Origin of the sequence: Bacillus sp. TL12, from assembly GCF_022625245.1 — a bacterium.
In the GTDB taxonomy this organism is placed as follows: domain Bacteria; phylum Bacillota; class Bacilli; order Bacillales; family Bacillaceae_G; genus Bacillus_A.
On sequence record NZ_JAJJBY010000017.1, the window covers coordinates 32,836 to 45,111 of the forward strand.

The 12,276-nt window shown below is 34.5% G+C and carries 12 protein-coding genes; 4 read left to right on the plus strand and 8 right to left on the minus strand.

Annotated features, from left to right (window positions below; translation table 11 throughout):
- Window positions 1–24 precede the first annotated feature (24 nt).
- From LOK41_RS16505 to LOK41_RS16520, 4 genes are all read right to left on the minus strand, one after another.
- The gene (locus LOK41_RS16505; RefSeq protein WP_241817464.1) at window positions 25–687 is read right to left on the minus strand and encodes a response regulator; all 663 of its coding nucleotides are present in this window, start codon (window positions 685–687) and stop codon (window positions 25–27) included.
- Window positions 684–1,877 carry a sensor histidine kinase gene (locus tag LOK41_RS16510; protein ID WP_241817465.1) on the minus strand — a complete coding sequence of 398 codons (1,194 nt, stop codon included), beginning with the start codon at window positions 1,875–1,877 and terminating at the stop codon, window positions 684–686. Before LOK41_RS16510 ends, LOK41_RS16505 begins: the two co-directional genes overlap by 4 nt.
- A gap of 174 nt (window positions 1,878–2,051) precedes the next feature.
- Entirely contained in the window at window positions 2,052–3,932 is a 1,881-nt protein-coding gene (gene abc-f / locus LOK41_RS16515) for a ribosomal protection-like ABC-F family protein (protein WP_241817466.1), read from the minus strand.
- A gap of 125 nt (window positions 3,933–4,057) precedes the next feature.
- Window positions 4,058–4,192, minus strand: coding sequence for an RAxF-45 family protein (locus LOK41_RS16520; protein ID WP_309232263.1), 135 nt, complete (start codon window positions 4,190–4,192; stop codon window positions 4,058–4,060).
- Window positions 4,193–4,613: 421 nt separating this feature from the next.
- Here LOK41_RS16520 and LOK41_RS16525 point away from each other — a divergent pair, with 421 nt between their 5' ends.
- Window positions 4,614–4,736 carry a hypothetical protein gene (locus tag LOK41_RS16525; protein ID WP_000710037.1) on the plus strand — a complete coding sequence of 41 codons (123 nt, stop codon included), beginning with the start codon at window positions 4,614–4,616 and terminating at the stop codon, window positions 4,734–4,736.
- Window positions 4,737–4,884: 148 nt separating this feature from the next.
- Entirely contained in the window at window positions 4,885–5,658 is a 774-nt protein-coding gene (locus LOK41_RS16530) for a DUF4931 domain-containing protein (RefSeq protein ID WP_241817468.1), read from the plus strand.
- 28 nt (window positions 5,659–5,686) lie between these two features.
- On the opposite strand, the gene LOK41_RS16535 is transcribed toward LOK41_RS16530, so the two are convergent.
- On the minus strand, window positions 5,687–6,220 hold the full coding sequence (locus tag LOK41_RS16535) for a transglycosylase SLT domain-containing protein (protein WP_174102615.1): 534 nt from the start codon (window positions 6,218–6,220) through the stop codon (window positions 5,687–5,689).
- A gap of 293 nt (window positions 6,221–6,513) precedes the next feature.
- Between LOK41_RS16535 and LOK41_RS16540 the strand changes: the two genes are divergently transcribed.
- Window positions 6,514–8,166: a DUF2334 domain-containing protein gene (locus tag LOK41_RS16540; RefSeq protein WP_241817469.1), complete on the plus strand. Its 1,653-nt coding sequence runs from the start codon at window positions 6,514–6,516 to the stop codon at window positions 8,164–8,166.
- A 27-nt stretch (window positions 8,167–8,193) separates the two neighbouring features.
- Here the strand turns inward: LOK41_RS16540 and LOK41_RS16545 are convergent, their stop codons facing one another.
- Together LOK41_RS16545 and LOK41_RS16550 are read right to left on the minus strand one after the other, a co-directional pair.
- Window positions 8,194–9,705 carry a DL-endopeptidase inhibitor IseA family protein gene (locus tag LOK41_RS16545; protein ID WP_241817470.1) on the minus strand — a complete coding sequence of 504 codons (1,512 nt, stop codon included), beginning with the start codon at window positions 9,703–9,705 and terminating at the stop codon, window positions 8,194–8,196.
- 118 nt (window positions 9,706–9,823) lie between these two features.
- The gene (locus tag LOK41_RS16550) at window positions 9,824–10,588 is read right to left on the minus strand and encodes a TatD family hydrolase (protein WP_241817471.1); all 765 of its coding nucleotides are present in this window, start codon (window positions 10,586–10,588) and stop codon (window positions 9,824–9,826) included.
- Between the two features lie 372 nt (window positions 10,589–10,960).
- Between LOK41_RS16550 and LOK41_RS16555 the strand changes: the two genes are divergently transcribed.
- Window positions 10,961–11,131, plus strand: coding sequence for a hypothetical protein (locus LOK41_RS16555; RefSeq protein ID WP_241817515.1), 171 nt, complete (start codon window positions 10,961–10,963; stop codon window positions 11,129–11,131).
- Window positions 11,132–11,666: 535 nt separating this feature from the next.
- On the opposite strand, the gene LOK41_RS16560 is transcribed toward LOK41_RS16555, so the two are convergent.
- Complete coding sequence (locus LOK41_RS16560; protein ID WP_241817513.1) at window positions 11,667–12,023, minus strand: YxeA family protein; 357 nt, start codon at window positions 12,021–12,023, stop codon at window positions 11,667–11,669.
- Window positions 12,024–12,276: the final 253 nt, after the last annotated feature.

Below are 12,276 nucleotides of genomic sequence, written 5' to 3' on the forward strand. Positions count from 1 at the left end.
TTTCGTTCTTCTCTATGCTAAAAGTCATGTGTATGTTGTAATACCATATCTCACCGCGTATATAGCTGCTTGTGTCCGATCTCTCAGCTCAAGCTTACTAATTACATTAGACACATGATTTTTTACAGTTCCCTCTGTAATAAACAACTTTTCTGCAATTTCTTTATTGTTTAATCCAAATCCAAGCTCCCTTAATACATCTACCTCACGCTCTGTTAATTGTTCCATTTTCTTTGGCTGATTCTGCTCTGATATATCCATTACTTTTGTTCTTTTTAATTCCTTCACAATTTGAGCAGTTATATCTTGCGGAAGAACAGCTCCGCCTCCATGGACTGTTAATATTGCCTGAACAATTACATCTGTCTCCATATCTTTTAATAAATAACCACTTGCTCCTTGTTCCAAAGCTTCAAAAATAAGTTCGCTATCATTAAATGTCGTCAGCATAAGAACTTTCATATTAGGAAACCTTTCCCTTATGAGACGAGTTCCTTCAACTCCATTGATGCCAGGCATACGAATATCCATTAAAATAATTTCAGGTTGTAATTGTTCTGCCCTTTGTACTACTTCGGCTCCATCATTCGCTGTTCCCACCACTTCAAGTTCTGGGCGTAGATTTAATAACATTGCTAAACCATCTCGAATCAGTGACTGATCATCAACGATCATAATACGAATCATATCGTTCCCCCTATTACCCACATTTTTTCCTTAAGTGGGAATTCAACCTTTAATCGAAAGCCCTTTTCATTTTCACTCTCAAATCGAATCATTCCACCATGTTCCTCTACGCGCTCTTTCATATTCATTAATCCAAAACCAGGACTTACTTCATTTACACCGATGCCATTATCAGAGATCGATAATATCACTTTTTCATCTAGACAAGATAACTTTACTTCACATAAACTAGCTTTCCCATGGCGTTTCGCATTCGTTAATGACTCTTGCATAGTACGCAACAATGTAGGTTGCAATGACAACGGAATGATAATTGGGTCACCTTGTAAATGAAAAGTTACTTGTACTTTTGTTACTTTTGAAAAGTCTTGGATCATTTCTTTCATACTTTCTATTATATTTCCTACATTTTTTTCTTCCTTCAATGCACGGACTGAAGCTCTTACCTCTTGAAGGGACTTCCTAGCTAATTCATGACATGTATGTAACACTTCTTCCGTAATATCTGACCTTTGCTTCCATAAAGCCTCCGCTAGCTGTAACTGAACAAGCAATGCCGTCATATTGTGACCGACTGTATCATGAATTTCTCGGGCAATATCGTTCCTCTCTCGAACTGTAGTTAATTCCTCTACTTCTTTTGCATAAAGCTGCAACTGTTCATGCGCTTCTTTTAGAGCTGTATGTGATAATGCCAATTTTTCATATTGATCATCAACAGTTTGGCGAGCTACTGTAAGTTTTTTAATTAAGTTTCCCGCTAAAGCACTGAAGACAATGAACATAAAATTAATAGCATTTTCCCAACCCCTTATCTCTCCAACATCCCAATATGTATATAGTAAAATAGCAAACCAACATACAAAGAAAAAACTCACAAAAAAATATACAACTATTTTCCGCTGTACATTTATAAATAATCCTACTGCATCAATTCCAAATATAATTAAATATAAAGATGTTTCTGGAAATAAAAACCCTAACAGAGCTGTAATTACTCCATTTGAAAGTAATATATATATATCACGCCGCTTTCCTTGATGTGGTTGCATAAGTAAAATGTGATTTACAATGTAAACAAATAATGAAAAACCAACAAAGATTTTCAAATCTACTGTTTCACGTGAAACATAAATCATATATACAATGCAAATAATAACAATCGTAATGATACGCGCATACCCTAACATACAATTCTCCTCACATTTTGAAATATTATTTTCAATCACATCAACTTTTTTATAAACTGTTCTCACAATATAACAACAAGAAAATTATACCATTTCCACCTCGATTGAATGGACATGAGAAAAACAAGCCACCCTACTCACATACATGAGAGGAACGGCTTGCCTTTCTTCCATCTATTCCATCATACTATCTAATCGATTATATAATTCTGCCCGTAATCGTTCTTTCTCTGCTTTTTCTTTATATAACCGCTCCAATACTTCAACCTCACCTGTTTCTTCCATTGTACACTCCAGTCCATATATCTCTTCTTCTATATGCATAAGCTTATCTTCAAGTTCGTCTATACCACTAAATTCTTTCTCTTTTACTCTTACATTCATTCCTTTAATTTTTGGAGTCCTTTGTTGTTTCACTTCTTCTTTCTCTATTCTTTCCTCCCACTTTTGACGTGCCCAAACATAGTTCCCCGCAAATTCAAATAATGTATGTTCATCAATCCAATACGTTTTCTCGAATAATTTATTTAAAAAGTAGCGGTCATGTGAAACAGCGAGAATCGTTCCGTTATATTGTTCAAGCGCTTCCTCAAGCACCTCTCTTGATTCAATATCTAGGTGATTCGTTGGCTCATCTAGCACGAGAAAGTTTACATCTTGGTACATTAGCTGTGATAATCTTAGCCTCATCCGTTCTCCTCCGCTAAGTTGATTCACCTTCTTAAAAACAGCAGGTCCGTAAAATAAGAAGCGTGCTAATATATGTCTTGCCTCTCCCTCTGTTACAGGTACACACTCACGAAAAGTTTCCAATACATTAGCCTTTACGTTTCCATAAGTATGCTGCGATAAATATCCAACTTTCACAGCACTACCAATTCGAATTTCACCAGCATCCGGTTTTATTTCCTCTAATAACAATTTTAATAATGTTGTTTTTCCTGTACCGTTCCGCCCAACAATAGCGGCACGCTCTTGAAAACGAACGTGTAAATTAGCTTTTTGGAATAAAGTACGATTAGCAAAACCTTTGCTAACTTCCTTCATTACAACAACATCTTTCCCACTTCTCTCTTGTCCTTCAAATTGGAGCCCCATCTGTTTTCTTTCTAAAATCGGCTTTTTTAACTTTTCCATTCTTTCTAATGCACGTTCCATATTTCTTGCTCTCTTATGCAATCCTTCATTCGGAGGATTCGCTTGATTCGCCCATTCTCTTAAACGCTTAATTGCTTCCTTCATTTTCTTTATTTTCTTTTGCTGTTCTTGATAAGATTGAAACTCTTGCAGCAGTCTTTCTTCCTTCTCTTTCACAAACTGCGAGTAATTCGTATGATAGACATGAAGTTCTCCGTCTTCTAAATCAAAAATTTTCGTAACAACTTCATCAAGAAAATAACGATCATGCGAAATGACAACAACTGTTCCTATATACTCTTTTAAAAATTGTTCAAGCCACTCCACTGCAAATAAATCTAAATGATTCGTTGGTTCATCTAACAGCAATAAATCTGGTTTCTGTAATAACATATAGGCCAGACTCACCTTTGTTTGTTCTCCACCACTTAACTGTGTAAAAATTCGTGGAAATAGCTCCTTCACTTGTAAACCATTTGCTACCTTCATGATATTTGCTTCTATTTCATAACCACCTAAAAATGCAAATTCCTCTTGCACCGCACCGTATTTTCCCATCAACCTCTCTAAGCCAATTGAATCTTGTTCCTCCGCCATACGTTTCTCTAAACTACGCATTTCTGTTTCCAATTCTTTCTCTTTTACAAAAGCAGCGCTTAACACATCATATACAGTCATTTCATCAGCAAACTTCGGAATTTGTGCTACGTGACCAATACGGGTTCCTTTCTTCATATGAATAGCACCCGCATCTACATTCTCAGTCCCTGTTAACAATTGAAAAATCGTCGTCTTTCCGCTACCATTTCGCCCAACTAATCCAATGCGTTCACCAGTCTTAATTTCGAGCGATATATTTTCAAATATGATGTTTCCACCAAAAGATTTCTTTACATTGTTTACACTACAAATTGTCATTTTCCGTACTCCTTTCAACGTAAAAAAGCCATGGGGAAAGAAACTTTCCCCATGGCTTTTTGCATAGAAAAAGGAAGCCAAATAGCCTCCCTTTTCACACGTTTATAAAATGGGTGAAGAGATTTCTATCGTTCAATAGCTACTATGCAATTGCTAAAAAAGGGCATACGTATCCCGTTCGCAACCACATCATGAAAAATCGCACGACAAAAATAAATAAAATCTAAAAATTTTGCGCGCGCAGCTAAAGAACGTTTCATCTCATTCACTCCTTTCGTACAGAAATTAATACTTACCCTTTTATTATACTGCCCCATTTCATGTTTGAATAGTCATTTTTCTGAAAATAATGAAGATAGACTAAACATTTCAACAAATTACATCCAATCTTACAAAACTGTTATGTTCACGTAATGGAAAGCGATAGTACGAAACCGTGCCTCCTTATACAATAAAGATGTAAACAAGTGACAACTAAAAGGAGAAAAAAATCATGATGAAAGAAATCGTAAAAGCAATCTTTGAGGTACTAGTCAATGGACAAGCAGTTGTAAAAGAACTTAACCAACTATAAAAGGAGGAAGGAAAATGATGAACATGGTAAAAATGATTCTCCATGCTTTAATTGATGCAAAAGCAGTTAGCCAAAAATTAAATGAAAAGTAAAAGGGGTAAAGGAATATGAAGAAAGCTATGATTACAATCGCAAGCACAATCGTTGCTTTGTACACACTAAAAAATAGAAAAAAGAAACAAAACGAAAACACTTTATATTATCCATATACATTATTACAGAAAAAATAAAAGACAAGATACCCTCATACAATTAGGATATCTTGTCTTTTGTTTTTTGTTGTTCCTTCTCCTCTTCTCACGATACAGGATTTCCCTTCCCCTTTCACGAATATAGTAAACGGGAATTTTACATATATTTTCAAAGGGGCATATACGAATGGATACACAACAACTTTATTTTTTAAATGATATTAGCAAACAAAAACCCGAGAGCATCCGTAATAAAAATACAGCTTGTCCTTTTTGTGATACGGAAAACCTCACTGATATTTTAGAAACAGACGGTTCTATTATTTGGCTGAAAAATAAATTTCCTACACTGAAAGATACATTTCAAACCGTTCTTATTGAAACAGATAATTGCGATGACCATATCGCAACCTATACAGAAGAACATATGCGAAAGTTAATTCGCTTCTCAATTAAACATTGGATTGCTTTAGAAAGTAGCGATGAATTTACTTCCGTTATTTTATATAAAAATCACGGTCCCTTTTCAGGTGGAAGTTTGCATCATGCGCATATGCAAATTATCGGAATGAAATATGTAGACTACTTAGAAAACGTAGCACCTGAAAATTTTCAAGGCGTCATTGTAAAAAAGAATGAACAAATCGAACTTAATATTTCTACACGACCAATTATTGGTTTTACCGAGTTTAACATCGTTATTGAAAACATAAAATTCATCGATATAATGGCACATTATATTCAGCAAACTGTGCGTTACATACTCACGGACTTTCATAAAGGATGCAGTAGCTATAACTTATTCTTCTATCACCTGAATGAAAAAATCATTTGTAAAGTCGTTCCACGTTTTGTTGTTTCACCTTTATATGTCGGATATAAAGTCCCTCAGGTTTCTACAAAGTTAGAAGATGTGAAGCAGCAACTCGCACAATATTTTATACAAAAGAGCTCTTTCTAATAGAAAAATAGAGTAGGTGCCTAGGCCTCTACTCTTTCACTATTCCTTTATTTCGATAGTACACGTCCTCTAGCCCAACGTTATACTTCATATTTTTATCAGTCCACTCAGGCCCTAAATTACCTGGCCATCCGGATGTATTGGCTATATATTTCAGTAATGCAAAGTCTGTCAGCCCTTTTTCTACACCTCTTTTATATCCCTTCATTAAGTAAGGCATAGCAATTTGAGCATTTGTCCGCGGATCTTTCAACTGCTCGTCCGTTAAGTGATCGGGAGCAAGCCCCCCACCTCGATGTAACTGAAACAATCCAAAAGAAGTACCATTGTCCCCAATACTTCGTGGATTCAAACGACTTTCATGCTCGGCAATTGTAAGAGGTATCCATTCTGGAAGATTTACTTTTTTTGCTTCTTCAATAATAATTTGTTTCATTTGTTTAGCTTCCTCTGAATCAACATAACTTACTTGATTCTTCGATCTTTCCATTCCTTCAGACTCTCCTTGGAAATACAAATACATCCCAAGAACAACTAAAAATCCTACAAAGAATTTTTTCACTACCTCTACCTCTTTCTCTGCTGAAATTTGTCCCCTTTCAGCCCTTCCTTACAATTACCTGCAATCTATCAACTTATTACCCTCTAATCATATCAAACAAGCATTTATCTTAACATCATGCTTAAGGCTGATTTTGTGAAAAATAAATGGTAAAACTGGAGGGAAAATGTAAGATCATTTCTCCAGTTTAAATACATGTATTTTTTACCAATATCTATTTCGAATGGATTCCATCTTTTCCTTTATATATAATTGTAAATTGAATTCTACATAAAGAATAGGAGACTGACTACATGAAAAGGAAGTTATTACTCTTTCTCACCATTTTACTACTCGTTCCTATCCATACTTCTGCTCAAATAACAAAAGAGCCAAAAGTACTAATTTTATATAGCACAGAAGACGGACAAGTTACAAATAACATTCAAATTTTAAATACGCTACTCGGACACTTTACAGATAATGTGGCACTGAAAAATGTAGATCAATCAATGGAACACATCGCACAATCCTCTTATACATATGTCATTTATATAGGAGAGAAAAAAGAACCCTTGTCTGATGAAACAAAACAATTTCTAGAAAGTTTTTCAGGCCCCTTATTATTTCTCGGGAAAAATATAGAACAATTACCAAATCGTTTTTCCTTTATTACACTTAAGGAAGAGGAAGTACAGATCCGGAGCTTGCAATACCCTACACGTCATCTCAAAAGCAGCTTGCACGAAGAGCGTTTAATTCAACAGTTTGATACAACGGGAGAACCTCCAATTGCATATGCAATTGGTTCAAACGGTACATATCCCTTTATCGTTAAACAAAATCAATCATACTACGTAGCAACATCCCAGCTTTTTGATTGGACATCTCATTATGTTGGCGAAATGCTCTTTTCTTACTTTGGCCAACAGCCAGAAACTAGTAAACATCGTACTTATTTACGCTTAGAAGATGTACACCCAGCAGCTGATACGAAGCAATTACAAGAAATCGCTGAATTATTAAAAGAAAAAAATATACCGTATATGATTGCTGTCATCCCAATATATACGGATCCAAGTACCGGAAAGACAATACACTTGCAAGATAAGCCTGAGATAATAGATGTATTACGTTTTATGCAGAGTAACGGCGGTTCTGTTGTTATGCATGGCTATACCCATCAATTTTATGATAGTGAAACAGGAGAAGGATTTGAATTTTGGGATGTAAAAACCAATCAACCTATCCGTTATCCTAAACATGAACAACCAAAAAAGAGACAGGATTTTAAGTCCGATACTGCTTATACGCAATATATAGAAAATGGTAAAAAATTCGAGGAATCGTATATAAAAGAGCATATTGAAAAAGGAATTGAGGAACTCGTATTAGCTAAATTATATCCACTTGCTTTTGAAGCACCACACTATGCAATTTCACAAAAAGGATATGAGATATTATCAAGTTACTTTTCAACTTATGTAGGGCAATTACAGTTAGGTGATGCAACATGGAAGGCCATGCACGCACCAGCCTTTCCAAGTAAGCCATCCTTTTTACACGGAATGAATCTACTCCCTGAAACTGTCGGATTCATAGAACCTAATCAGCCCCATGCAGCTTCTAAGATGAAAGAACATGCCCTATCGGTCACAAAACTATCAGATGGTATCATTGGTGCTTTTTATCATCCGTACTTAGGTGTCAAACCTTTCAAAGATTTATTAAATGAGCTAGAAACGATTCCAAATATAGAATGGATTGATTTACAAAGAGAATCGAATGAAGTAAAGATGAAAGATATTCATATTACCTCTAATAAAGATGGTATCCATATTGATAAACCTTTTTCCTTAAGTGACACGATTGAACCTCTGAAAAAGTATGGGTTTTTCCTCATACTTGGCATCATCATGATTGTATTTCTTTTATTAGTACGACGGGCAAAGCGACTTGAATCATAAAGTGAAACTTTAATCAGCCCTCACCAATCAGACTTTTATGGGGGATAAAAAATCAAAACGAGGCATTTTATCTACTACCCATTGCTTATTTTCATAGATAAACTCTATTTCTACTTCTTTTTTCGTATCTTCATAATCATTATATGTATCTGCCGTTGCCAAGATTTTTCCTTCTTTTAGCTTAGCAGAAATAATTTTTGTATATTTAGTGCCTGCTCCCGATCCTAAATCTCCAACAACATAATGCATTTTTCCGCCTATTTCTTTCACATATTCACTTTTCATATACTTCGTAATAAAATCTGTTGAGAAATAAGTAGCTAATGATGTCTCTAATGCTGTCTTCGTATTATACTCAGGAGGTGTTAATTCCCCGTATGAAAAGCGGTCTATCGGTTTCGTATTCTCTGGTGATGCTGAAACTGAAATTTTAATAATCTCTTGTTGAGCGTTAACTACCTTTTGTAGTAATACATCATCAGATGGCTTTTTCTCTTTCTTTTCATTGGATTGTTTTGTATCAAGATTTAGAATCAGACCACTATCCCTATACAAATACATATCACCGGCTATAAAGTATAAATAGGTTTTAGATGGCTCAACCGCTCCCTCATAAATTCGCTTCTCATTTCCACCATTGATCTTTCTTTTATAAACACCATCTTTTTTCAAATAATAAAAAGAGTCCCCTTTTATATTCATTTGCAAAGCATCTTCGACTTGCAATGTTTCTTTATTTTTCTCAATATCTAGCTCATAGATACCTTTATTCTCTGTTTCATCCTCTATAATTGCATACAGTTTGTCCTTATTGTATGTACCACTGGATATTTCCACAAATCCTTCCTTCGCCCAAGTTTTATCACCTTTATTCACTTGAGTCCCATGAAACCTATTCCAGTTTACAATGCTATCATCTATCGTTTCAGCCCATCCAGCTGTTTTAATCTGCGCTTCCTCTTCTTTTCCTGTCTTTAAATCTAATCTCGCAATACCTGTAATACTAAATCCGCTGCGCTCAGAATATTTTTTCTCATAGAATAATGATTGATTTTTTACATAAACATAAGCTGCATCCATTCTCATTGTATCTAATTTTTTTGTAGAGATATCATATTTCATTAAAGAAGGCGCTACATCTTTATTCGTATTTTTGTCCTTATCCCAGTGGATAAAATATAAAACTCCCTCTTTTATATTTATATACGAAGCATTTACCCCTTTAATGACAGGCTCTGATGTTTGAAACTTATCTTTCGTGCGGTAAATACCTGTTATGTTTTGATCACCACTTATCGCATAATAAATCCAACCATTATTCTCCGCCATTTTCCCTTTATTAGATATATTTCCGACTGCATTTCCTCTTTGTTCATTGTCTTGCATTTGTTCTTTTACTACTGAATCAATTTGTTCCTCTTTTGTTTCTTGCCCCATACTTGTAGTCGAAGTTTTCTTCTCTGTTTCACATCCCAATACAGAAACTGACATGGCTGCCGTCATAATAGTAACAGCCATTTTTTTATATGCTCTCCCCACTCTTTTTCCCCATTTCCTTTTATTAAATTTTCTATATAATACAAATTATAGAAAATAATAGAAACAATATCCATATACCATAGAAAGAAAAGATAGAGATTTATCCTCATCCTTCCCTCTATCTTTTCCCATAGAAGCAGGCCGTATTTTCATAAATTTGTTCTGTGGTCTTATCTATAGAAATATTTTTGATCAAACTTATTTCTTTCAATACCTCTTGAATCATGTTTGGATGCGTCATCATATTTTCTTGAAATTCCCAAGGTCCATCAGTTTCTACCATCATATATTCTAGTGGATAGAACGATACGATTTTTCTAATTTTCTCCTTCTGTAAAACATCCGGTGTAATTGAAATGTAGTATCCGTTTTGAATCATTCGTTCCATCGTTTCTTTACGTCCCTTAAACCAATGAAAATGTGCACGTGAAATCTTATACTGCTCAAGTAAATCACATACAATGTCAGCATCTTCATAAACTGCATGTAGCACAATTGGTAAGCCATATCTTTTCGCTAAAGCCATAAATTTCTCCAATATTTCTATATAAGGCCCTATTACAATATCTTTTTTTTCTTGACGTAAATAATACGGTAAGCCCACCTCACCTATCGCAACAAGCCGTTCTACATTTTCTTCAATTAACTTATAAATTTTTCCGCATTCTTTTTTGTTAATTTCCTGCTCTGGATGAAATCCTAGTGCCGGATATACGAATGTATGTTGCTCCGCTAAAGACAGTGTTTGTTGACAAGAACGATAGTTCATGGACACCGCAATCAATCCCGCAATCTCAGTACTCCTTTTCACATCATCAATTAGTTTCATTTGCTCTTTATGCTTATATTGATCCAAATGGATATGACTATCAATCCACTTCATTTCTATCACCTCTCTTATCTATATAAATCCAATTTGATTTTCCAACATATAAATTACGGCTATGAAAAATAAAAAGAGACTTCCACTCATTTCCTCCTTCTGTTTTCACATGGCATGGGGCTAAAAAAGACACTGACCGCTTCTATCCACCGGCGGATCCTCTCTACCATTTAAAGAGAATGGTTTTATGTCGTTTCCCCAATCCTTATTTATATATTTTAATACACTGCTCCAAATTAAGGACAATAAAAACAAGAAGGGATCTCCTTCTTGTTTTCAACATCTATATATATTCATTTCCAAGCACCTAAGTCGCGTCCATAAAAACAAAAGAAGATTTCCACTCGCTTTCTCCTTTTGTTCTCACGTGGCATGGGGGCAAAAAAGGCACTGACCGCTTCTATCCAGCGCCGGACGCTCTCTTCTACCTATAAAGAATGGTTTTATGTCAGTTTTTCAATTTGTATTTATCTATATTATTTAACAATTAAATTTGTAATTATATCAAAAAGTCCAATACATATGGCAGCAACAGTAAAGTAGCTACAGAAATCTTTTATCGGAAACTTAACTACTTCTTCTTTTCGCATCCCTTTCTTCCTCCTTCTCAGTATCTCCCTAATTTCTTATCTTTTTTTTATTATGCAAAAAATATGACAAACAAGCCATCGAATTAACTTACATAAATCTTACAATGTTGTAAGGTTTAAAAAAATGGCCTCCTCTCATAAAGAGAAAAGACCTATTCAATCATTAGTTGGTTTTCAAACATTCATCATCATTTCAGACAGAAAGTTGTATGTTCAAACTTTCTAATTGTATTGTAATAGAATTCGTAAATGCGAACTATCGAACTACCTTACACGTACCTTACAGTATTGTCATGAACAATATCACTTTTAACAAATTAACTATAATTGTAAATTTCTATTTTTTAAATTTATCCCGCACTAACGGCCCGATTGGTTCAACTAATAATCAGTGGGGGATGAGGAAAACCCCCACTGATTAAAGTTTCACTTTATATATAATAAAAAACACTGTAACATACTCAATGTAACAGTGCTTTACAATAACTTTACCTCATCGACAAAAGCTTACTTCTCGCCTGCACAGGAATACTTTGAGCATCTATCTCTACAAATGATTCACCATAACGTCCTTTTGCGAAAATCTTCAAAGGTTCATCTCTCTTTAACATATGTTTTACAGTTTTCTTTATCGTTTGTTTTCTTCCTTTTTCATCGTAAGCGACAAATTCATATTCATACCAATCATTTCCAACGTGCTGACCAATACCATTTACAATCGTATAATATTCTTTCGTTTTATAAAATGGATTATATTTATCAATTACTGGTCCAAGCTTTGTTGGTAATAGTAGTATAATTGCTACTATCGCCGTAATTACAGTAGCTATTACTCTCTTTTTTATTTTTCCCCGCCTCAAGGTAGCTTCCTCCTCCACACAATTTTGTGTAGTTTTCTATAAACTTATTTTAAAGAGAATCATTTCATTCTACTATTGATTCCTATTACATTTCCCTTACATTTTTGTAAGAATCCAAGTGGAATTTTATATTATTTTTAACAATTTGTGAACCCTCCAAAACTGTGATAAACATCACACTCTCTATTTTCTAAAGGTTCTATAATAAAAATATAAAAGTTTGTTAAACATTTCACAT

Coding starts and splice junctions, on each gene's coding strand:
- LOK41_RS16505 (WP_241817464.1), bottom strand. CDS start 687: ATGATTCGTATTATGATCGTTGATGATCAGTCACTGATTCGAGATGGT.
- LOK41_RS16510 (WP_241817465.1), bottom strand. CDS start 1,877: ATGTTAGGGTATGCGCGTATCATTACGATTGTTATTATTTGCATTGTA.
- abc-f (WP_241817466.1), bottom strand. CDS start 3,932: ATGACAATTTGTAGTGTAAACAATGTAAAGAAATCTTTTGGTGGAAAC.
- LOK41_RS16520 (WP_309232263.1), bottom strand. CDS start 4,192: ATGAAACGTTCTTTAGCTGCGCGCGCAAAATTTTTAGATTTTATTTAT.
- LOK41_RS16525 (WP_000710037.1), top strand. CDS start 4,614: ATGAAGAAAGCTATGATTACAATCGCAAGCACAATCGTTGCTTTGTAC.
- LOK41_RS16530 (WP_241817468.1), top strand. CDS start 4,885: ATGGATACACAACAACTTTATTTTTTAAATGATATTAGCAAACAAAAA.
- LOK41_RS16540 (WP_241817469.1), top strand. CDS start 6,514: ATGAAAAGGAAGTTATTACTCTTTCTCACCATTTTACTACTCGTTCCT.
- LOK41_RS16550 (WP_241817471.1), bottom strand. CDS start 10,588: ATGAAGTGGATTGATAGTCATATCCATTTGGATCAATATAAGCATAAA.
- LOK41_RS16555 (WP_241817515.1), top strand. CDS start 10,961: ATGGGGGCAAAAAAGGCACTGACCGCTTCTATCCAGCGCCGGACGCTC.